This is a genomic window from Enterobacter hormaechei subsp. hoffmannii (assembly GCF_001729745.1).
Classification (GTDB): domain Bacteria; phylum Pseudomonadota; class Gammaproteobacteria; order Enterobacterales; family Enterobacteriaceae; genus Enterobacter; species Enterobacter intestinihominis.
On sequence record NZ_CP017186.1, the window covers coordinates 1,345,884 to 1,366,137 of the forward strand.

A 20,254-nucleotide genomic window follows, 5' to 3' on the forward strand; every position below is an offset into this window, starting at 1 on the left:
ATCGCCGCTATTTTCAGCAAGCTGAGCGGAAAAAAGCCCTCGCGGTGAGGGCCAGGCTTTTTGCCGGATGGCGCTTCGCTTATCCGGCCTACATTCGTAGGCCCGTGCACGCGTAGCGCCGCCGGACATTATGCGCGCGGAATGAAATGATACTCTGTGACGCTTACGTACTCTTCACCCGGACGCAGCACACAGTCAGGCTGCGGCCATTCAGGATGGTTAGGACTGTCCGGCAGGAACTCGCTCTCCAGCGCCAGACCTTGCCAGGCGGCGTAGTCGTTATGTTCACGCGCCGTGGTCCCCTCCAGGTAGTTACCGGAGTAGAACTGGAGGGCAGGGGCGGTGGTGTAGACCGTCATCTGTAACTTCTCATCCGCAGACCAGACCTGTGCGGCAGGTTGAGAAAGATCGCCTTTCGCCTGCAACAGGAAAGCGTGGTCGTAGCCTTTCACCTTGCGCTGATCGTCATCACTCAGGAAATCCTGGGCGATGGTTTTCGGCTGACGGAAATCAAAGCTATTACCGCTTACCGGTTTCAGCCCCTGATAAGGGATACCCATCTCATCGACCGGCAGATACGCGTCCGCCAGGATCTGGAGTTTGTGGCTGCGGACATCGGTCTGATTGCCGTCAAGGTTGAAATAGGCGTGGTTAGTCAGGTTGACCGGGCACGGCTTGTCGACGGTCGCGCGGTACTCAATGGCGATACGATTATCTTCGGTCAGGGTAAAGCGCGCGGTTGCGGTGAGATTGCCCGGGAAGCCCTGGTCTCCGTCGAGGGAGTCCAGAGAGAACCAGACCTCACCGTCATTTTGCTGCACAATCTTCCAGCGACGTTTATCAAACCCTTCCGGGCCGCCGTGCAGCTGATTTTCACCCTGGCTGGCAAGCAGGGAATAGGTTACGCCGTCCAGCGTAAACCGGCTTCTGGCGATGCGGTTGGCGTAGCGGCCTATGGATGCGCCCAGAAAAGCGGTCTGCTCGATATACTGCTCGGGCGATGCGCAGCCAAGCAGGGTTTCGCGCACGCTGCCGTCAGGCATCGGTACGCGGGCAGAAAGTAACGTTGCGCCCCAGTCCATCAGCGTAACCACCATCCCGGCACTGTTGCGCAGGGTTAACAGGCGATACGGCAGACCATCCGGTGCGAGTGTTGGTGTTTCGTTTAGCACTGTCCGGCTCCTTGTGATGCTTTGCAGACATAGAAAGTTTCTTTGATGCCCGTTTTGGCTTCGTACTGTTTAGCCACCGCGTCCTGAATGGCAGGGACCAGCTCTTCCGGCACCAGGGCGACGACACAGCCGCCAAATCCCCCCCCGGTCATACGCACGCCGCCTTTGTCGCCAATCGTGGCTTTCACAATTTCAACCAGGGTGTCGATTTGTGGCACGGTGATTTCGAAATCGTCGCGCATGGAGGCATGCGATTCGGCCATCAGCTCGCCCATCCGTTTCAGGTCACCTTTCGCCAGCGCGGAGGCGGCTTCTACGGTACGGGCATTTTCCGTCAGCACGTGACGCACGCGCTTAGTGACAACCGGATCCAGTTCGTGGGCAACCTTGTTAAATTCGTCAAGTGAGACATCACGCAGGGCTGGCTGCTGGAAGAAGCGCGCGCCGGTTTCACACTGCTCGCGGCGGGTGTTGTACTCGCTCCCCACCAGGGTGCGTTTGAAGTTGCTGTTGATGATCACCACAGCCGCACCTTTTGGCAGTGGAACCGCTTTGGTCCCGAGGGAGCGGCAGTCAATCAGCAAAGCATGTTCTTTCTTGCCCAGCGCGGAAATCAGCTGATCCATAATGCCGCAGTTGCAGCCCACGAACTGGTTTTCCGCTTCCTGACCGTTGAGGGCGATTTGCGCCCCGTCCAGCGGCAGATGATAAAGCTGCTGGAACACGGTGCCGACCGCCACTTCCAGCGATGCGGAAGAGCTTAATCCCGCCCCTTGCGGCACGTTGCCGCTGATCACCAGATCGGCCCCGCCGAAATTCTTGTTACGCTTCAGAAGATGCTTCACCACGCCGCGAACATAGTTCGACCACTGCTGGCTGTCGTGGGTCACGATCGGCGCATCGAGGGAAAATTCGTCAATTTCGTTGCCGTAATCCGCGGCGATCACTCGCACGTTACGATCTGAACGTTTCGTGCAGGCGATCACCGTCTGGTAGTCGATGGCACACGGCAGGACAAAACCGTCGTTATAGTCGGTGTGCTCGCCGATCAGATTAACGCGGCCTGGCGCCTGGATAATATGGGTGGCAGGGTAGCCAAATTTTTCAGCAAACAGGGATTGTGTTTTATCTTTCAGACTCATTTTTAGACTCCTGATTCGCGGTAATGGACGTCGCTAACGGCACGCAGGCGTTCTGCCGCCTGTTCCGCCGTCAGGTCGCGCTGGGTTTCCGCCAGCATTTCATAGCCCACCATGAATTTACGTACCGTCGCAGAACGCAGCAGCGGCGGATAGAAGTGTGCATGTAACTGCCAGTGTTGATTCTCTTCGCCGTTAAACGGCGCACCGTGCCAGCCCATGGAGTAGGGGAAGGAACACTGGAACAGGTTGTCGTAGCGGCTGGTCAGTTTTTTCAGCGCCAGGGCAAGGTCGTCTCGCTGGGCGTCGCTGAGGTCCGTAATACGCTGAACATGGGCCTTTGGCAGCAGCAGCGTTTCAAACGGCCACGCCGCCCAGTAAGGGACTACCGCAAGCCAGTGCTCGGTTTCCACCACAGTGCGGCTGCCGTCCGCCAGTTCACGCTGGGTGTAATCCACCAGCATCGGCGAACCGTTCTGGGCGAAATAGGCTTTTTGCAGCCGGTCTTCACGTTCGGCTTCGTTCGGCAGGAAGCTGTTCGCCCAGATCTGGCCGTGCGGATGCGGGTTAGAGCAGCCCATCGCCGCGCCTTTATTTTCAAATACCTGCACCCACGGATAGGTCTGGCCCAGCTCCGCCGTTTGCGCCTGCCAGGTGCTGACCACCTCTTTCAGCGCCTCAACGCTCAGCTCCGGCAGCGTTTTGCTGTGATCGGGAGAGAAGCAGATCACGCGGCTGGTGCCGCGGGCGCTTTCGCAGCGCATCAGCGGGTCATGGCTTTCCGGCGCGTCCGGCGTATCGGTCATCAGCGCCGCAAAATCGTTAGTGAAAACGAAGGTGCCCTTGTAGGTCGGGTTTGTATCGCCCGTCACGCGCGTGTTGCCCGGACAGAGGAAGCAGTCCGGATCGTGCTGTGGCAGCGACTGTTTTGCAGGCGTCTCTTGCGCCCCCTGCCAGGGGCGCTTGGCGCGATGCGGTGAAACTAAAATCCATTGCCCGCTGAGCGGGTTAAAACGACGATGCGGGTGATCGACGGGATTGAATTGTGTCATGACAAATCCTTAATCCGGATAACCCTGCGGATGGCGTGACTGCCAGTGCCAGGTATCCTGTGCCATTTCATCAAGCGTGCGGGTAACACGCCAGTTAAGCTCTTTATCCGCTTTGGTGGCATCGGCCCAGTAAGCCGGGAGGTCGCCATCACGACGCGGCGCAAAGTGATACTTCACTGGCTTGCCGCAGGCTTTACTGAAGGCATTCACCACATCCAGCACGCTGCTGCCGACGCCGGCGCCGAGGTTGTAAATATGCACGCCCGGTTTATCCGCCAGCTGCTGCATCGCCGCCACGTGGCCGTCGGCCAGATCCATCACGTGAATGTAATCGCGCACGCCGGTGCCGTCTTCGGTGGGATAATCGTTACCAAAAATCGCCAGGGAGTCGCGACGCCCTACGGCAACCTGCGCGATATACGGCATCAGGTTATTAGGAATGCCCTGCGGATCTTCACCCATGTCGCCTGACGGATGCGCGCCAACCGGGTTGAAGTAGCGCAGCAGCGCGATGCTCCACTCAGGCTGGGCTTTTTGCAGGTCGGTCAGGATCTGCTCTACCATCAGCTTGCTTTTGCCATACGGGCTTTGCGGCGTACCGGTCGGGAAGCTTTCAACGTAAGGAATTTTTGGCTGATCGCCGTAGACGGTCGCGGAAGAGCTGAAGATAAAGTTTTTCACGTTCGCCGCACGCATGGCGGAGATCAGACGCAGGGTACCGTTGACGTTGTTGTCGTAGTACTCAAGCGGTTTTGCTACCGATTCGCCCACCGCTTTCAGGCCCGCGAAGTGGATAACGGTTTCAATCGCGTGATCGTGAAGGATTTCAGTCATCAATGCTTCATTGCGGATATCGCCTTCCACGAAAGTCGGCTGTTTACCCGCAAGGCGTTCAATGACCGGCAGCACGCTGCGCTTACTGTTGCACAGGTTATCAAGAATGACGACATCGTGGCCGCTTTGCAGAAGTTGTACGCAGGTATGACTTCCTATGTAACCGCTACCACCTGTTACCAGAACTCGCATATTTCGCTCCATTAGGCTTATGGTATGAATTAACCATAGCATATCAGAGACGCGAAAAGTGTGACATGGGATAAAATAGTGGTATCGTTTACACTGGTTTTCACAGGCGCTTTTTCACAGACTGAGTGCATTGTAGATCAAAGAGATAGAGATGTATTGTTGCAGGTTGTCTGAAAAGCGGAGGGCAGCGCCCTCCACGCGTTAATCGATTTTGCTCAGCAGGTAGCGGTAATGCTCGCCGTCAGGTACAAATTCCAGCCGATGGGTGATGCAGGACGGGGCATCCTCAGCATGGTGGGAGACAAACAGCAGCTGGGTTTCACCTTCGCTAATCAGGACATCCACAAAGCGGCGGATCAGCTGACGGTTGAGGGGATCCAGCCCCTGCAACGGTTCATCAAGAATCAGCAGCGTAGGATGCTTAACCAGCGCGCGGACGATCAATGCCAGCCGCTGCTGCCCCCACGACAGGCTGTGAAATGGCGCATCGGCTACCCGGTGGTCCATACCCAGAATATCCAGCCACTGCTGCGCCAGCTTGTGCTGCTTGTCGGATACCGCCTGATAAATACCAATGGAATCGAAGAAGCCAGAGAGGATCACGTTTCGCACCGTAGTGCTCACCCGGTAGTCCAGATGCAGGCTGCTGCTGACATAGCCGATATGCTTTTTGATATCCCAGATGGTTTCCCCGCTGCCGCGGCGGCGGCCGAAGAGGGTCAAATCGTTGCTGTAACCCTGCGGGTGATCGCCAGTGATCAGGCTGAGCAGCGTGGATTTACCCGCCCCGTTGGGGCCGACGATCTGCCAGTGCTCACCAGGATTAACCGTCCAGCTGAGATGATTAAGAATAGGGCGATCGTCGTAAGCAACCACCCCATCGCGCAGCACAATGCGCGGCTGGTCAGGATCCAGCCCGTGGCGTGCTGAAGGGGCATCCGGCTCCGGCAGCGCAATACCGTCCAGTTTCTCGCTGTGGGCCAGCTGTGCAATTAGCGCCTGCCGGAGCAGTACGGCTTTCTCGCCGGTTTCGGTCAGGCTACAGTCCGCCAGCACGCCCGCGTAATGTACGAAATCCGGGATCTCATCAAAGCGGTTAAGGACCAGCACAAGGGTGTATCCCTGCTGGTTAAGCGACGCCAGCAACGCTGCCAGCTGCGCGCGGGACTGCACATCCAGTCCGTCAAACGGTTCATCCAGAATCAGGAGTTCCGGCTCGCTCATCAGCGCCTGGCACAGCAGCGTTTTGCGCGTCTCGCCGGTAGAGAGATATTTAAAGCGGCGGTTAAGCAGGGCGGTAATGCCAAATTGCTCCGCCAGCTGCTGACAGCGGGCAGGATCTTTTATCTCATCCTGGATAATGTCCGCCGTCGTGCGGCCAGTATCTTCTTCGCCGGGGCTGAGCAAATCGGTATTGTTACGCTGCCACTCATCGCTGACCAGCTTTTGCAGCTGTTCGAAGGAAAGGCGCGTCAGCCGGGTAAAGGTGCACTGACGCTCCCCCTTCAGCTGGGTTAATTCGCCTGCCAGAGCGCGGGCCAGCGCGGATTTTCCGCTGCCATTCGTGCCCACAAACGCCCAGCTTTCTCCGGCGCGAAGGGTTAACTCTGGCAGCGATAAGGTACGGGTATCGCTAAGACGAAACGTGCCTTGCGAAATATGCAATGATGACATGTGTTATCCCATTTTTTGCAGCAACAGATGTCAGGGATACTCAGTGTTGGTGGGGTTGTCAATGCGCTTAGCACAATGTGGCGATAATTACCCGGTCTGCATTGAAATATGCGGTCACCACAGCACCTTCATCTAATTCGGTCGCGTCGTTCACCGGAACGGTGGCGCAGAGCGACTGTCCATCCGGCAGGGTCATCAGCACTTCACACTGTTCTGCGCCGCGCTCGATGTGGCTGATACGCCCGCGTAGCTGGTTGTCGGCCTCGGCGGCCTGCTCAGGGTTAAGCGTGATGCTGATCCAGGGCGCTTTGAGTAATACCAGCACCTCCTGACCTTCGTTCAGCCCGAGGCGTTGACCGCTTTGCGCGGTGATGGCGGCTTTCAGGCGCGTTGTGCCGTCCGCGAGCAGGATCTCAATATGCTCCTGCACCTGCGAATGATCGCGCCCCGTCACCGTACCAAACCACTGGTTGCGGGCGCTGGTCTGCAAAGAGAAACGGGAGATGGCGCCCAGCAGGCTGTCCAGCGGCAGGTTGTCGTCATCGCTCAGCACATCAAATGCTTTTTGCTGGATCTGCGCCAGTAAGTCATAGAGCTGGATCAGGCGTTGCCCGTAACGCGTCAACACGGCGCCGCCGCCGCCTTTTCCGCCGGTGGCGCGCTCTACCAGCGTTTGTTCGCTCAGGGTGTTCATGTCGTTAATCGCATCCCAGGCGCTTTTATAGCTGATGCCGGCGTTTTTAGCTCCCTGGCTAATCGAGCCAGTTTGTTCTATTTGTTTTAACAGGGCGATACGTCGCGGATCGGCGAAAAGCTTCTGCTGAAGTCGTAGGGTGAGGAGAATTTCGGCCTGCATAACAATGTCCCGGCAAAAAGGTTATTGTGACCCAAATGTCCGGGTGCGGAAAGCGCACCGCACAAAAGGGGATGTTTTTCTTACTTTTCAGGGTAGAATAAGCCGTTCACAAGATCTGGAGAAAACCATGTTAGAGTTGTTGAAAAGTCTGGTATTCGCGGTAATCATGGTGCCAGTAGTGATGGCTATCATCCTCGGTGCCATCTACGGCCTGGGTGAAGTGTTCAACGTCTTTTCGAACATTGGTCATCGTCGTGACCAGCCTAAAAAGCAGCAATGATTTCCTCCAAAACGCCCGGCCAGCCCGGGCGTTTTGCTCTCAAGTTTATTCCTCTCCCGCCGATATCTTTTACAACGTTCCTTGAGTTTACGCATTAATGGGTACGATTTAGCGCTAGGAACGCCTGCGATATATCGTTATATTTGTTTGTATATAACGATACGCACAGGAGCTTCAAATGGCACGTTCATGGGTACGCCTTTTCGCAGGGGCAACGCTGACTCTCTCACTCACCGGCCACGCGCTCGCGGATGAAGGAAAAATCACGGTCTTTGCGGCGGCGTCGCTGACTAACGCGATGCAGGATATTGCTGCGATATACAAAAAAGAGAAAAACGTCGAGGTGGTCTCGTCGTTTGCCTCCTCGTCGACGCTGGCCCGCCAGATCGAAGCGGGGGCACCGGCTGATCTGTTCATCTCTGCCGATCAGAAATGGATGGACTACGCGGTGGAGAAAAAATCTGTTGATACGGCTAGCCGCGAAACGCTGCTGGGAAATAGCCTGGTGGTGGTCGCGCCCGCAAACAGCAAGCAGGGCGACATCGCCATCAATAAACAGACGGACTGGACCCGTCTGCTCAACGGTGGCCGTCTGGCGGTGGGCGATCCGGAGCATGTTCCTGCCGGGATTTATGCGAAAGAAGCGCTACAAAAACTGGGCGCATGGGAGACCTTATCGCCGAAGCTGGCTCCCGCAGAAGATGTGCGCGGCGCGCTGGCGCTGGTGGAGCGTAACGAAGCCCCACTCGGGATCGTTTACGGCTCCGATGCCGTCGCCAGTAAAGGTGTGAAGGTGGTCGGTACCTTCCCGGAAGACTCGCATAAGAAAGTAGAATATCCTGTTGCGATAGTTGATGGACATAAAAATGCGACCGTGACGGCCTTCGTTGACTACCTGAAGGGGCCTGAAGCGTCCGCTATCTTTAAACGTTACGGATTTACGACTCACGAATGATATTGACCGAACCTGAATGGCAGGCCGTGCTGCTGAGCCTGAAAGTCTCTTCCCTGGCGGTTGCGCTGAGTTTGCCCTTTGGGGTGTTCTTTGCCTGGTTACTGGTTCGCGTGAAGTTTCCAGGCAAAGCCCTGCTCGACAGTGTTCTCCATCTTCCGCTCGTGTTACCGCCTGTGGTGGTCGGCTATCTGCTGCTGATCTCCATGGGGCGACGCGGTTTTATCGGCGAATGGCTGTACGACTGGTTCGGCCTGACCTTTGCTTTCAGCTGGCGCGGCGCGGTTCTGGCCGCGGCAGTAATGTCCTTCCCGCTAATGGTGCGCGCTATCCGCCTGGCGCTGGAAGGGGTGGATATCCGGCTAGAGCAGGCCGCCCGCACGCTGGGCGCAGGCCGCTGGCGGGTATTCCTGACCATTACGCTTCCGCTCACCTTACCGGGCATTATCGTCGGTACGGTGTTAGCCTTCGCCCGCTCACTGGGTGAGTTCGGCGCGACCATCACCTTTGTGTCCAACATTCCCGGCGAGACGCGGACCATCCCGTCGGCCATGTATACCCTGATTCAAACCCCGGGTGGCGAAGGTGCGGCGGCCCGGCTGTGTATTATTTCGATTGTACTCGCCCTGGTCTCGCTGCTGGTGTCTGAATGGCTGGCGCGCCTCAGCCGTGAACGGATGGGGAAACCGTGATGCTGGAACTCAACTTTACGCAAACCCTGGGCAGCCACACTCTGACGCTTAACGAAACGCTGCCTGCCAGCGGTATCACCGCCATTTTTGGCGTTTCCGGGGCAGGGAAAACGTCGCTGATTAATGCGATTAGCGGCCTGACGCGTCCCCAGTCTGGCAGAATTGTGTTAAATAACCGCGTCTTAAACGACGCGGAGAAGAAGGTCTGCCTGTCACCGGATAAGCGCCGCATCGGCTATGTGTTTCAGGATGCGCGCCTGTTTCCGCACTACAGCGTGCGCGGAAATCTGCGCTATGGCATGGCAAAAAGCATGGCCGGACAGTTCGATAAGCTGGTGGCGCTGCTGGGCATCGAACCGCTGCTCGATCGTCTCCCGTCTTCGCTGTCGGGTGGTGAAAAACAGCGCGTGGCAATTGGCCGCGCCCTGTTAACCGCGCCGGAATTGTTGCTGCTGGATGAGCCGCTGGCCTCGCTGGATATTCCGCGCAAGCGCGAGTTGCTGCCGTATCTGCAACGTCTGGCGCGGGAAATCAACGTGCCTATGCTGTACGTCAGCCATTCGCTGGATGAGATCTTACATCTGGCCGACAAAGTGCTGGTGCTGGAGGCGGGCAGGGTGAAGGCATTCGGCAATCTGGAAGAGGTATGGGGCAGCAGCGTTATGCATCCGTGGCTGCCAAAGGAGCAGCAGAGCAGCATTCTGAAGGTGAGCGTGCTGGAGCACCATCCACATTATGCGATGACCGCGCTGGCGCTGGGTGACCAGCATTTGTGGGTGAATAAAATCGATACGCCGATTCAGTCCACGTTACGGATCCGCATTCAGGCGTCGGATGTCTCCCTGGTGCTGCAACCGCCGCTGCAAACCAGTATCCGCAATATTTTGCGCGCAAAAGTGGCGCAGTGTTTTGATGATAACGGCCAGGTAGAAGTGCAACTGGAAGTGGGCAACAGAACGCTGTGGGCGCGCATCAGCCCGTGGGCCAGGGATGAGTTAGGCATCAAGCCTGGCCTGTGGCTTTACGCGCAAATCAAGAGCGTCTCTATCACCGCCTGATTACAGCAGGTGGGTATAAATATACTGCGCGATGCTGTCAGTGGTGTTATCGCCAATCACCACGTTAGCACGCGCTTTCACCGCATCATCGGCGTTGCCCATCGCCACGCCCGTTCCGGCCGCTTCCAGCATGCTGATGTCGTTATAGTTATCGCCGAAGGCAATCACGTCCTGCATTGACCAGCCCTGTGACTCAACGAACTGGGTCAAACGCTTTCCTTTGCTGTTGCCTTTACGGGCGATATCCACCTGATCGTGCCAGGACCATTCACATTCCAGACCCAGCGTATGCTCGACATGTTTTGCGAAGGTGTTCAGTTTGGCGGTGTCTTCATCGGTCAGGGCAAATTTCCAGATTGCCTGGACGTCTTCCGCCGCCTGGCGCAGGGAGGAAACCTGAGTGAACACCGGACGCTGCGCTTCCGGCAGAGACAGGGCCCAGTTGCTGGTGCGGATCACATGGCCGGTAGGGCGTTCATACAGCATGGCGTTATCCACATACATCAGGCCGTGAATCGCGTGCTCATCCAGTAAATCAATCAATTGCAGCGCCTGCGGAACGGGAAGCGGATCAGAGGTTAAAACCTTTTTTGCCTGATAATCATACAAATAGGTGCCATTACAACAAATTGCAGGTGTATCTAAGCCCAGTGCCTGATAAAAAGGATGAATGGCTACGTGATGTCGACCCGTTACGATGAGAAGTTGATACCCCGCTTCCCGGGCTCGTTTGAGGGCCTCAAGAGAAGAGGGGAGCAGGGTTTTCTGAGGGGTAAGCAGTGTTCCGTCTAAATCCAGGGCAATCACTCGCGAGGTCATTTTTTCTTCCGGGTTAATGTTGAATTTAAGGTCTGTCGGGATGGTACACCGAGAGCGGAACCCTGCAAAATCCCGGACTACAATTCAGCATTCACCGTTAAAAATAATCAGGAGTATTCATGAAACAAACCGTTTATACCGCCAGTCCTGAAAGTCAGCAGATCCATGTCTGGCGTTTGAATACAGAAGGTTCGCTTACGCTGGTTCAGGTTGTTGATGTGCCAGGCCAGGTGCAGCCGATGGTCGTCAGCCCGGATAAACGTTTTCTTTATGTCGGGGTACGCCCGGAATTCCGCGTACTCGCATACCGCATCTCCCCGGATGACGGCGCGCTGACCTATACCGCAGAAGCGCCGCTGCCGGGCAGCCCGACCCATATTTCTACCGACCATAAAGGCAACTTTATCTTCAGCGGCTCCTACAATGCAGGCTGCGTGAGCGTCACCCGCCTGGAAGACGGTATTCCCGTTGAAACCGTCGACGTGGTAGAAGGGCTTGAGGGTTGCCACTCCGCCAACATTTCGCCGGATAACCGCACGCTGTGGGTGCCAGCGCTGAAGCAGGATCGCATCTGCCTGTTTACCCTGAGCGATGACGGTCATCTGGTCGCGCAGAGCCCGGCGGAAGTCACCACCGTGGAAGGCGCAGGCCCGCGCCATATGGTCTTCCACCCGAATCAGCAGTATGCCTATGTCGTTAACGAGCTGAACAGCTCGGTAGATGTCTGGGAGCTGAACGATCCTAACGGGCAGATCGAGTGCGTACAGACGCTGGACATGATGCCAGCTGATTTCTCCGACACACGCTGGGCGGCAGACATTCACATCACGCCGGATGGCCGCCACCTGTATGCCTGTGACCGTACCTCCAGTCTGATCACCGTCTTCAGCGTCTCTGAAGACGGCAGCGTTCTGGCAGTTGAGGGCTTCCAGCCGACAGAAACCCAGCCGCGCGGCTTTAATGTCGACCACAGCGGCAAATACCTGATTGCGGCGGGGCAGAAATCCCACCACATCGCGCTCTATGAAATCAAAGGCGTGCAGGGTCTACTGGAAGAGAAAGGACGCTATGCGGTCGGACAAGGGCCGATGTGGGTTGTGATTAACGCTCACTGATCCGTAGACGAAAAAAAACCTCGCACATGCGAGGTTTTTTTATGCGTGGTTAATGCATGAGGTAGGCCGGGTAAGGCGTAGCCGCCACCCGGCAGCAGGCATTTTACTGCTTCGGTTCAGCAACCACTTTGCTACCCAGACCGCGGTTGTTGTATTCCCACATGCGGTTGAAGTTAGCGTCGTTCAGGTTACGCTGCACGTTGTCTTTATCATCCACCGTGCCGATGTTGCCGGAGAAAGGACGTTTCGAGATCGCCGCATCCGCCCACGGTTTCGCCATGTTAAAGCCTTCGTTAATCACGCTGTCGCGGATCACGACCTGGCCGTTAGTGGCGGAGTCCACGTCCAGAGAGCGGCCAAGCTGCGCCACGCCATCGCCAGCAGCAGTAAAGCGGCTATTCACGGCCAGGAAGCCATAGAACAGGTTAGACTGCGTGGCCGGGGCAAAGACGTAACCTTCCTGCTGCGTACGTGAATTCACCACGCGGAAGTCGGTGTTATCAAATACCACCGCGCCGCGACCGGAGACCATATCCACGTCGCCTTCAATGTAGCTGTTGGTGACCAGAGTACGCGTCAGACGATTGTTCTGAAGGGTATTCTGCACGCCGCTGTTGGTCACGAAGAAGGTATTCTGGCGGCCCAGGATATTGACGTTGTTAATCTGTACCTTGTCGCCATCGCTACGCAGCGCCACGGCCTGGTGATTACCTGCGTCAACGCTGTCGCCCAGGGTGTTCTGAATGGTCAGGTTCTGCAATTGCAGGCCGTTGTTCTGTGACCAGAATACCGCCGAGCACATCACGCCAATGGTGGCGGCACGTTTGCGCTGGCAGTTATCAAACATATACCACGCCGGTTTACCTGGCATGTATTTACCGGCCGGGTTCACCAGATGGCGCCAGGTGGTGCTGTCGATCTCTGAATCAATCGCCAGGCCAATTTTCACGTCGACCGCTTTTTCGCCAAGTCCGTAAAGCGTAATGCTTCCCGGTGCCGCCGGAACATAAACGGTTCCTTCGTATTCACCCGGCAGGATGGCAATGTACTGACGAGATGCGCTGTGTTTGGTGATTGCGGCATCAACAGCTGCCTGAATTGAGGTGTGCGTAACGCCCTCTGCTCCGGCCGGGCCGACAACGAAGTCTGGCTGTTTCGGCAGGTTAATAGAAGAAGGCGTCCATGGGGCTGCATTGGGATCCATCGCCGAGAAATAGTGGGCACGGGTGAAGTTCTTCGCTTCAGCCGCTGACAGGATCGGACGGGAAGCGGTGCCCGGAGCAACCTGCTCAGAAGGTTGCTGATCCGGTGGTGTTGAACTGCAAGCGGATAAAGTCACGCCAAAGGCGAGTGCCAACGCCAGACGGGAAATCCTGGAAATATTCAAGGTAATGCTCCTGGGTATGCAAGTCTTATCTGAATAGACGAAATAGCCTGCTTTTTTATACTAAGTTGAGCGAAACGGGAAGATAAAAACGGGAAAAGTTGCATTTTTGCCCGCAGGCGACGGGAAAGTCATCACAAATAAATAACATTTTCCTGCAAGGCGGTTGACAGCAGGTGACAGATGAAAATAAATGTCTATACAACCCATGACAAGCGGAAGGCACATGCAGCAGCTTCATCCCGATGATGTGATATGGCGAAATGCGCGACTGGCGACCCTGGCGACAGGTGAGCCGGAACCCTACGGCCTGAAAGAACAACATGCCCTCGTCGTGCGCGGCCAGACGATTGCGGCCGTTATTCCTGAAGCCGAGATCCCCTCCGGGCATCGTCAGTGTGTCGATCTCGACGGGCGTCTGGTTACTCCCGGCCTGATCGATTGCCACACCCATCTGGTGTTCGGCGGCGATCGCGCAGCGGAATGGGAGCAACGGCTTAACGGCGTGTCGTATCAGACCATTAGCGCGCAGGGCGGCGGTATTAACGCCACGGTCACGGCGACCCGCAACAGTTCGCCGGAAATGCTCCTGACGGTGGCGCAGCAGCGGCTCCAGCGGCTGATGAATGAAGGCGTAACGACCATTGAAATCAAATCGGGATACGGACTGAACGTCCAGGCCGAAGAGAAAATGCTGCTGGTTGCCCGCCAGCTCAGCCTGAACAATCTGGTCGATATCAGCCCGACGCTGCTGGCCGCGCACGCCGTTCCTGCCGAGTACCGACAGGATCCGGATGCCTATCTCACGCTGGTCTGTGAGCAGATCATGCCCACGCTGTGGCAAAAAGAGTTATTTGAAGCGGTGGACGTGTTTTGTGAAAACGTCGGCTTTACCCCGGTGCAAACCGAGCGCCTGTTCCGGGCCGCCGCCGCGCTCGGGATCCCGGTAAAAGGGCATGTAGAGCAACTGTCGAATCTGGGCGGCGCGGCGCTGGTCAGCCAGTATAAGGGGCTGTCGGCCGATCATATTGAGTATCTCGATGATGCAGGTATTCAGGCGATGGCGCAAAGCGGCACGGTGGCGGTATTGCTCCCCGGCGCGTTCTATTTTCTTCAGGAGCGCCAGCGTCCACCGGTGGCGCAGCTCAGAGAGCAGGGCGTGCCGATGGCGGTGGCTACCGACTACAACCCGGGCACCAGCCCGTTTGCCAGCCTGCATCTGGCAATGAACATGGCCTGCGTCCAGTTTGGCCTCACGCCGGAAGAGGCCTGGGCTGGCGTGACGCGGCATGCGGCGCAGGCGCTAGGTCGTGGCGCGACGCACGGGCAGTTAAAGCCCAGTTATGTGGCTGATTTCGTCGTCTGGGAGGCGAATCATCCGGTTGAGATGGTTTACGAGCCGGGGCGGAATCCTTTATATCAACGCGTGTTTCGGGGGCAGGTAGCATGAAATTGTGGCATCCCGTTTCCCCGCAGGTCTGGCAGGGTCGTGACGACAGCGCCGAATCCAGCACCGCGAAACGTCTCTTCCAGACCATAAAGCAGCGCGAACACTTTGCACCCGTGCCGTCAGACATCGCCCTGCTGGGCTTTGAATGTGATGAAGGGGTTAAGCGTAACCAGGGCAGGCCCGGTGCTGCACAGGCTCCCGATGTTCTGCGCGGCGCGCTGGCGAATATGGCGAGCCATCAGGGGCATGCGCGCCTCGTGGATATGGGCTCCATTTTTGTTGAAGGCAATGCGCTGGAGGCGGCACAGCAGGCGCTGAGCGAGGCCATTACCGCGTGCCAGCAATCCGGGATGCGTACTCTGGTTTTCGGCGGTGGACATGAAACCGCCTGGGCGCACGGGCGCGGCGTGCTGGATGCCTTTCCGAACGATCGCATTGCGGTGATCAACCTGGATGCGCACCTCGATTTACGTAAGGCTGAACGGGCTACGTCCGGCACGCCGTTCCGCCAGCTGGCGCACTACTGCGCGTCGCAGTCGCGGGCGTTTCACTACGCCTGCCTGGGGGTAAGCCGTGCGGCGAATACCCAGGCGCTGTGGGAGGAAGCTGAACGGTTGAACGTGATGCTGGTTGAAGATCTCGATTTTCGCCGGGATGCGCTATCCGCGCTGGATAGCGTGCTTGCGCAGGCAGACCGGGTCTATCTCACCATTGACCTCGATGTGCTGCCCGCCGCAGAAATGCCCGCCGTATCCGCCCCTGCGGCGTTGGGGATCCCGGCGCTGGATCTGTTCCCGGTGATTGAGCGTATCTGCCGAAGCGGTAAACTACAGGCGGCGGATCTGGTGGAATATAATCCGCACTACGACCGGGACGGTCAGGGGGCGAAGCTTGCCGCCCGACTGGCCTGGCAAATTGCTCACTGGTGGGCATAACAACATTCAAGGAGTCATGATGTTTTCACGCTCGCCCCTGCCGCAGCCGAGCCCTCCCGCGCCTTTTTACGAAAAGGTGAAGCAGGCGATCAGCGAAAAAATTGCTGCCGGCGTCTGGCGTCCGCACGACCGTATTCCCTCCGAAGCTGAACTGGTCGCGCAGTTTGGCTTTAGTCGAATGACCATTAACCGGGCGCTGCGGGAACTGACCGATGAAGGGTTGCTGGTGCGTTTGCAGGGTGTCGGAACCTTTGTCGCCGAGCCAAAAGGACAGTCGGCGCTGTTTGAAATCCGCAGCATTGCCGATGAAATTGCCGCCCGCAACCATCAGCACCACTGCGAAGTGCTGGTGCTTGAAGAGACGCAGGCCAGCGCCGAACAGGCCATCGAGCTGAACGTTAAAGAGGGCACCCGGATCTTCCATTCGGTGATGGTGCATTATGAGAACGATATTCCGGTCCAGATTGAAGATCGCTGCGTCAACGCGGAGCGGATCCCGGACTACCTGAACCAGGATTACACCCAAACCACACCGCATGCGTATCTCTCGCTCGTCGCCCCGCTGACGGAAGGGGAGCATATCGTGGAGGCCGTGCGCGCCACGCCTCAGGAGTGCGAGTTGTTGCGTATTAAAGAGCACGATCCCTGCCTGCTGATCCGCCGTCGTACCTGGTCGTCCTCGCAAATTGTGTCGCATGCGAAGCTGCTGTTCCCGGGGAATCGTTACCGGTTGCAGGGCCACTTTATGTCATAAGTTTTATAAGCGTGATCGCTAACGCAATATAGCAAAATTGTATCTTTTTTGTTAAATCCGACCTTGTGTGTGCTTGTCTATACAAGTATATCTAAATGCATCACCTGTCCCTTATGAGGAACACACAATGTCGTCAGATAAATACCGCAAGCAGGATGTCCGCGCCGCGCGCGGCACCACGCTCACCGCAAAAAGCTGGCTCACCGAAGCACCGCTGCGCATGTTGATGAACAACCTTGATCCTGAGGTAGCAGAGAATCCCCATGAGCTGGTGGTCTACGGCGGCATTGGCCGCGCCGCGCGCAACTGGGCGTGCTATGACGCGATTGTTGAGTCTTTGACGAATCTCGAAAACGACGAAACGCTGCTGGTGCAATCCGGCAAACCGGTTGGCGTATTCAAAACCCATAAAAATGCGCCCCGTGTGCTGATTGCCAACTCCAACCTGGTGCCGCACTGGGCGACGTGGGAACACTTCAACGAGCTGGACGCAAAAGGGCTGGCCATGTACGGCCAGATGACCGCGGGTAGCTGGATCTACATCGGCAGCCAGGGGATTGTGCAGGGCACCTATGAAACCTTCGTGGAAGCGGGCCGACAGCACTATAACGGCTCACTGAAAGGCCGCTGGGTGCTCACCGCCGGACTGGGCGGCATGGGCGGCGCGCAGCCACTGGCCGCGACGCTGGCGGGCGCGTGCTCCCTGAATATTGAGTGCCAGCAGAGCCGCATCGATTTCCGTCTGCGTACCCGCTATGTTGATGAACAGGCCGACAACCTCGATGACGCGCTGGCGCGCATCAAAAAGTACACCGCTGAAGGCAAAGCCGTGTCGGTTGCCCTGTGCGGCAACGCGGCGGATATTCTGCCGGAACTGGTGGCGCGCGGCGTGCGTCCGGATCTGGTCACCGACCAGACCAGCGCTCACGATCCGCTCCACGGCTATCTGCCAAAAGGCTGGACGTGGGAAGATTACCAGCAAAAAGCGGAAACCGATCCTGAGGGCACGGTACTGGCGGCTAAACGCGCCATGGCGGAACACGTCTCCGCGATGCTCGCCTTCAGTAAGATGGGGATTCCGACCTTTGATTACGGGAATAACATCCGCCAGATGGCGAAAGAGATGGGGGTGAATAACGCCTTTGACTTCCCCGGTTTCGTGCCCGCCTATATTCGTCCGCTGTTCTGCCGCGGCATCGGGCCGTTCCGCTGGGTTGCCCTCTCCGGCGACCCGGAGGATATCTACAAAACCGACGCCAGAGTAAAAGAGATTGTCGCCGACGACGAACATCTGCACCGCTGGCTGGACATGGCGCGCGAGCGCATTAATTTTCAGGGCTTACCGGCGCGTATCTGCTGGGTCGGGCTGGAGTGGCGGCAAAAACTCGGCCTCGCCTTTAACGAAATGGTGCGCAGCGGCGAAGTCTCCGCGCCGATCGTCATTGGCCGCGACCACCTGGACTCCGGCTCTGTCGCCAGTCCGAACCGTGAAACCGAAGCCATGCGCGACGGCTCGGATGCGGTCTCCGACTGGCCGCTGCTGAATGCCCTGCTGAACACCGCCAGTGGCGCAACCTGGGTGTCGCTGCACCACGGCGGCGGCGTCGGGATGGGCTTCTCCCAGCACTCCGGGATGGTCATCGTCTGTGACGGTACCGACGAAGCGGCGGCACGTATTGCTCGCGTGCTGCATAACGACCCGGCAACCGGCGTAATGCGCCACGCGGATGCGGGTTACGAGATTGCCATTGATTGTGCCAAAGAGCAGGGCCTGAACCTGCCGATGATCCCCGCCACACAAGGAAAGCCTGCATGAACGCGTTAACACTTACTCCCGGCTCTCTGACGCTCAAACAGCTGCGTCACGTCTGGCGTCAGCCGGTGACACTCGCCCTTGATGAAAGCGCCCACCGTGCCATTAATGACAGCGTGGCCTGCGTGGAGGCGATTGTAGCGGAGGGGCGCACCGCCTACGGCATCAATACCGGGTTTGGCCTGCTGGCGCAGACCCGCATTGCCACGCACGATCTGGAGAATTTACAGCGTTCGCTTGTGCTCTCGCACGCGGCGGGCGTTGGCCAGCCGCTGGACGATGAGATCGTCCGCCTGATGATGGTGTTGAAAATCAACAGCCTGGCGCGTGGGTTTTCCGGCATTCGTCTGAGCGTGATCCAGGCGCTGATGGCGCTGGTCAATGCGGAAGTTTATCCGTGGATCCCGGCGAAGGGCTCCGTTGGAGCTTCCGGCGATCTGGCACCGCTGGCGCATATGTCACTGCTCCTGCTGGGTGAAGGCAAGGCGCGCTGGCAAGGGGAGTGGCTGCCTGCGAAAGAGGCGCTGAAAAAAGCCGGCTTAGCGCCGATTACTCTTGCAGCAAAAGAAGGGCTGGCGCTGCTCAACGGCACGCAGGCGTCGACGGCCTTTGCGCTGCGCGGTCTGTTTGAAGCAGAGGATCTGTTCGCCTCCGCGGTGGTGTGTGGTGCGCTGACCACTGAAGCGGTACTCGGCTCGCGTCGTCCGTTCGATGCCCGCATCCACGAGGTGCGCGGCCAGCGTGGTCAGATTGATGCCGCAGCCATGTACCGCCACGTACTTACCGATACCAGCGACATTGCCGATTCGCATCACAACTGCGAGAAGGTGCAGGATCCGTATTCTCTGCGCTGCCAGCCGCAGGTGATGGGCGCATGCCTGACACAGCTTCGCCAGGCGGCAGAAGTGCTGCTGGTGGAGGCCAATGCGGTGTCCGACAACCCACTGGTGTTTGCTCAGGAAAACGAGGTGGTCTCCGGCGGCAACTTCCACGCCGAGCCGGTGGCGATGGCCGCAGATAATATCGCGCTGGCGATTGCCGAAATCGGAGCCTTGTCCGAGCGTCGAATCGCACTAATGATGGATAAACACATGTCCCAGCTGCCGCCATTCCTGGTGCGCAACGGTGGGGTGAACTCGGGCTTTATGATCGCCCAGGTCACCGCCGCAGCACTGGCAAGCGAAAACAAAGCCCTGTCGCATCCGCACAGCGTGGACAGCCTGCCAACGTCAGCAAATCAGGAAGATCACGTTTCGATGGCCCCGGCTGCCGGGCGTCGACTGTGGGAGATGGCCTCCAACACCCGCGGCGTGCTGGCGGTGGAATGGCTGGCGGCGTGTCAGGGTATTGATTTGCGCGAAGGGCTAAAATCCAGCCCGCTGCTGGAGCAGGCGCGTCATACGCTGCGCGAGCACGTTACGCACTACGATGAGGACCGCTTCTTTGCGCCGGATATTGATAAGGCGATACAGCTTCTGGAAGAAGAAACCCTTGCAGGACTGCTACCTTCCGTGCTGTGATTTTTTTGCCCGGTGGCGCTGCGCTTACCGGGCCTACGAATACGAAATGTAGTCCGGGTAAGGCGTAGCCGCCACCCGGCTTTTTTTATGAATACATCGCCGTAATCGACGCGCTGCCCAGCGAATGGAAATGGACGTTAAAGCCTACCATTGCCCCGCTTGCCCCTTCGTCAACCTCAATCTTGTCCACATCCAGCGCGTGCACCGTGAAGATATAGCGGTGCGTTTCCCCTTTTGGCGGCGCCGCGCCGCCGTAGCCCGCTTTGCCAAAGTCCGTGCGGGTCTGAATCGCACCGTCGGGCAGGGCAACCAGATCGGAACCGGAACCCTGCGGCAGCACGCGGGTGTCGGCGGGCAGGTTTGCCACGATCCAGTGCCACCAGCCCGAGCCGGTTGGCGCATCCGGATCGTAGCAGGTCACGACAAAACTTTTGGTTCCCGCTGGTACATCGTCCCACGCCAGATGGGGAGAGATATTATCTCCCTGATAACCCATCCCGTTAAACACGTGACGTTCCGGCAGCTTTTCGCCGTCGCGCAAATCTTTACTGATGATTTTCATC

19 protein-coding genes are annotated in these 20,254 nt (G+C 57.7%); 10 read left to right on the forward strand and 9 right to left on the reverse strand.

What is annotated here, in order from left to right:
• Positions 1–128: 128 nt before the first annotated feature.
• The 6 genes from galM to modE all read right to left on the reverse strand — a co-directional run bounded on the left by galM (position 129) and on the right by modE (position 6,919).
• The gene (gene galM, locus BFV65_RS06310; protein ID WP_023299620.1) at positions 129–1,172 is read right to left on the reverse strand and encodes a galactose-1-epimerase; all 1,044 of its coding nucleotides are present in this window, start codon (positions 1,170–1,172) and stop codon (positions 129–131) included.
• Entirely contained in the window at positions 1,166–2,314 is a 1,149-nt protein-coding gene (gene galK, locus BFV65_RS06315) for a galactokinase (protein ID WP_045309135.1), read from the reverse strand. Before galK ends, galM begins: the two co-directional genes overlap by 7 nt.
• A gap of 2 nt (positions 2,315–2,316) precedes the next feature.
• On the reverse strand, positions 2,317–3,363 hold the full coding sequence (gene galT / locus BFV65_RS06320; RefSeq protein WP_063149460.1) for a galactose-1-phosphate uridylyltransferase: 1,047 nt from the start codon (positions 3,361–3,363) through the stop codon (positions 2,317–2,319).
• Between the two features lie 9 nt (positions 3,364–3,372).
• Positions 3,373–4,389, reverse strand: a complete 1,017-nt coding sequence (gene galE / locus BFV65_RS06325; protein ID WP_022647482.1) for a UDP-glucose 4-epimerase GalE — start codon at positions 4,387–4,389, stop codon at positions 3,373–3,375.
• Positions 4,390–4,590: 201 nt separating this feature from the next.
• Positions 4,591–6,063 carry a molybdate ABC transporter ATP-binding protein ModF gene (gene modF, locus BFV65_RS06330; protein WP_069596370.1) on the reverse strand — a complete coding sequence of 491 codons (1,473 nt, stop codon included), beginning with the start codon at positions 6,061–6,063 and terminating at the stop codon, positions 4,591–4,593.
• A 67-nt stretch (positions 6,064–6,130) separates the two neighbouring features.
• Entirely contained in the window at positions 6,131–6,919 is a 789-nt protein-coding gene (gene modE / locus BFV65_RS06335) for a molybdenum-dependent transcriptional regulator (protein ID WP_022647484.1), read from the reverse strand.
• Between the two features lie 127 nt (positions 6,920–7,046).
• On the opposite strand from modE, the gene BFV65_RS06340 reads away from it, so the two are divergent.
• The 4 genes from BFV65_RS06340 (at position 7,047) to modC (ending at position 9,901) form a co-directional block, all read left to right on the forward strand.
• Positions 7,047–7,199, forward strand: a complete 153-nt coding sequence (locus BFV65_RS06340; protein ID WP_003858549.1) for an AcrZ family multidrug efflux pump-associated protein — start codon at positions 7,047–7,049, stop codon at positions 7,197–7,199.
• Positions 7,200–7,377: 178 nt separating this feature from the next.
• A complete protein-coding gene (gene modA / locus BFV65_RS06345) occupies positions 7,378–8,154 on the forward strand; it encodes a molybdate ABC transporter substrate-binding protein (RefSeq protein WP_069596371.1) in 777 nt (258 codons plus the stop codon).
• Positions 8,151–8,843: a molybdate ABC transporter permease subunit gene (gene modB / locus BFV65_RS06350; RefSeq protein WP_006809548.1), complete on the forward strand. Its 693-nt coding sequence runs from the start codon at positions 8,151–8,153 to the stop codon at positions 8,841–8,843. Before modA ends, modB begins: the two co-directional genes overlap by 4 nt.
• Entirely contained in the window at positions 8,843–9,901 is a 1,059-nt protein-coding gene (gene modC, locus BFV65_RS06355) for a molybdenum ABC transporter ATP-binding protein ModC (RefSeq protein WP_017384950.1), read from the forward strand. The genes modB and modC overlap by 1 nt, the downstream gene beginning before the upstream one ends.
• On the opposite strand, the gene BFV65_RS06360 is transcribed toward modC, so the two are convergent.
• Positions 9,902–10,720, reverse strand: coding sequence for a pyridoxal phosphatase (locus BFV65_RS06360; protein WP_022647486.1), 819 nt, complete (start codon positions 10,718–10,720; stop codon positions 9,902–9,904). It lies immediately after the preceding gene.
• A gap of 119 nt (positions 10,721–10,839) precedes the next feature.
• On the opposite strand from BFV65_RS06360, the gene pgl reads away from it, so the two are divergent.
• Positions 10,840–11,835: a 6-phosphogluconolactonase gene (gene pgl / locus BFV65_RS06365; protein ID WP_023305719.1), complete on the forward strand. Its 996-nt coding sequence runs from the start codon at positions 10,840–10,842 to the stop codon at positions 11,833–11,835.
• A 103-nt stretch (positions 11,836–11,938) separates the two neighbouring features.
• On the opposite strand, the gene BFV65_RS06370 is transcribed toward pgl, so the two are convergent.
• Positions 11,939–13,222, reverse strand: coding sequence for a putative acyl-CoA thioester hydrolase (locus BFV65_RS06370; protein ID WP_048966835.1), 1,284 nt, complete (start codon positions 13,220–13,222; stop codon positions 11,939–11,941).
• Positions 13,223–13,445: 223 nt separating this feature from the next.
• On the opposite strand from BFV65_RS06370, the gene hutI reads away from it, so the two are divergent.
• From hutI to hutH, 5 genes are all read left to right on the forward strand, one after another.
• The gene (gene hutI, locus BFV65_RS06375) at positions 13,446–14,669 is read left to right on the forward strand and encodes an imidazolonepropionase (RefSeq protein ID WP_069596372.1); all 1,224 of its coding nucleotides are present in this window, start codon (positions 13,446–13,448) and stop codon (positions 14,667–14,669) included.
• Complete coding sequence (hutG, locus tag BFV65_RS06380) at positions 14,666–15,604, forward strand: formimidoylglutamase (protein WP_069596373.1); 939 nt, start codon at positions 14,666–14,668, stop codon at positions 15,602–15,604. Before hutI ends, hutG begins: the two co-directional genes overlap by 4 nt.
• A gap of 19 nt (positions 15,605–15,623) precedes the next feature.
• Positions 15,624–16,358 carry a histidine utilization repressor gene (locus tag BFV65_RS06385; RefSeq protein ID WP_046618841.1) on the forward strand — a complete coding sequence of 245 codons (735 nt, stop codon included), beginning with the start codon at positions 15,624–15,626 and terminating at the stop codon, positions 16,356–16,358.
• 127 nt (positions 16,359–16,485) lie between these two features.
• On the forward strand, positions 16,486–18,174 hold the full coding sequence (gene hutU / locus BFV65_RS06390) for a urocanate hydratase (RefSeq protein WP_003858533.1): 1,689 nt from the start codon (positions 16,486–16,488) through the stop codon (positions 18,172–18,174).
• On the forward strand, positions 18,171–19,691 hold the full coding sequence (gene hutH, locus BFV65_RS06395; RefSeq protein ID WP_063146871.1) for a histidine ammonia-lyase: 1,521 nt from the start codon (positions 18,171–18,173) through the stop codon (positions 19,689–19,691). Before hutU ends, hutH begins: the two co-directional genes overlap by 4 nt.
• A gap of 85 nt (positions 19,692–19,776) precedes the next feature.
• On the opposite strand, the gene BFV65_RS06400 is transcribed toward hutH, so the two are convergent.
• A complete protein-coding gene (locus BFV65_RS06400) occupies positions 19,777–20,253 on the reverse strand; it encodes a kinase inhibitor (protein ID WP_003858531.1) in 477 nt (158 codons plus the stop codon).
• Position 20,254: the final 1 nt, after the last annotated feature.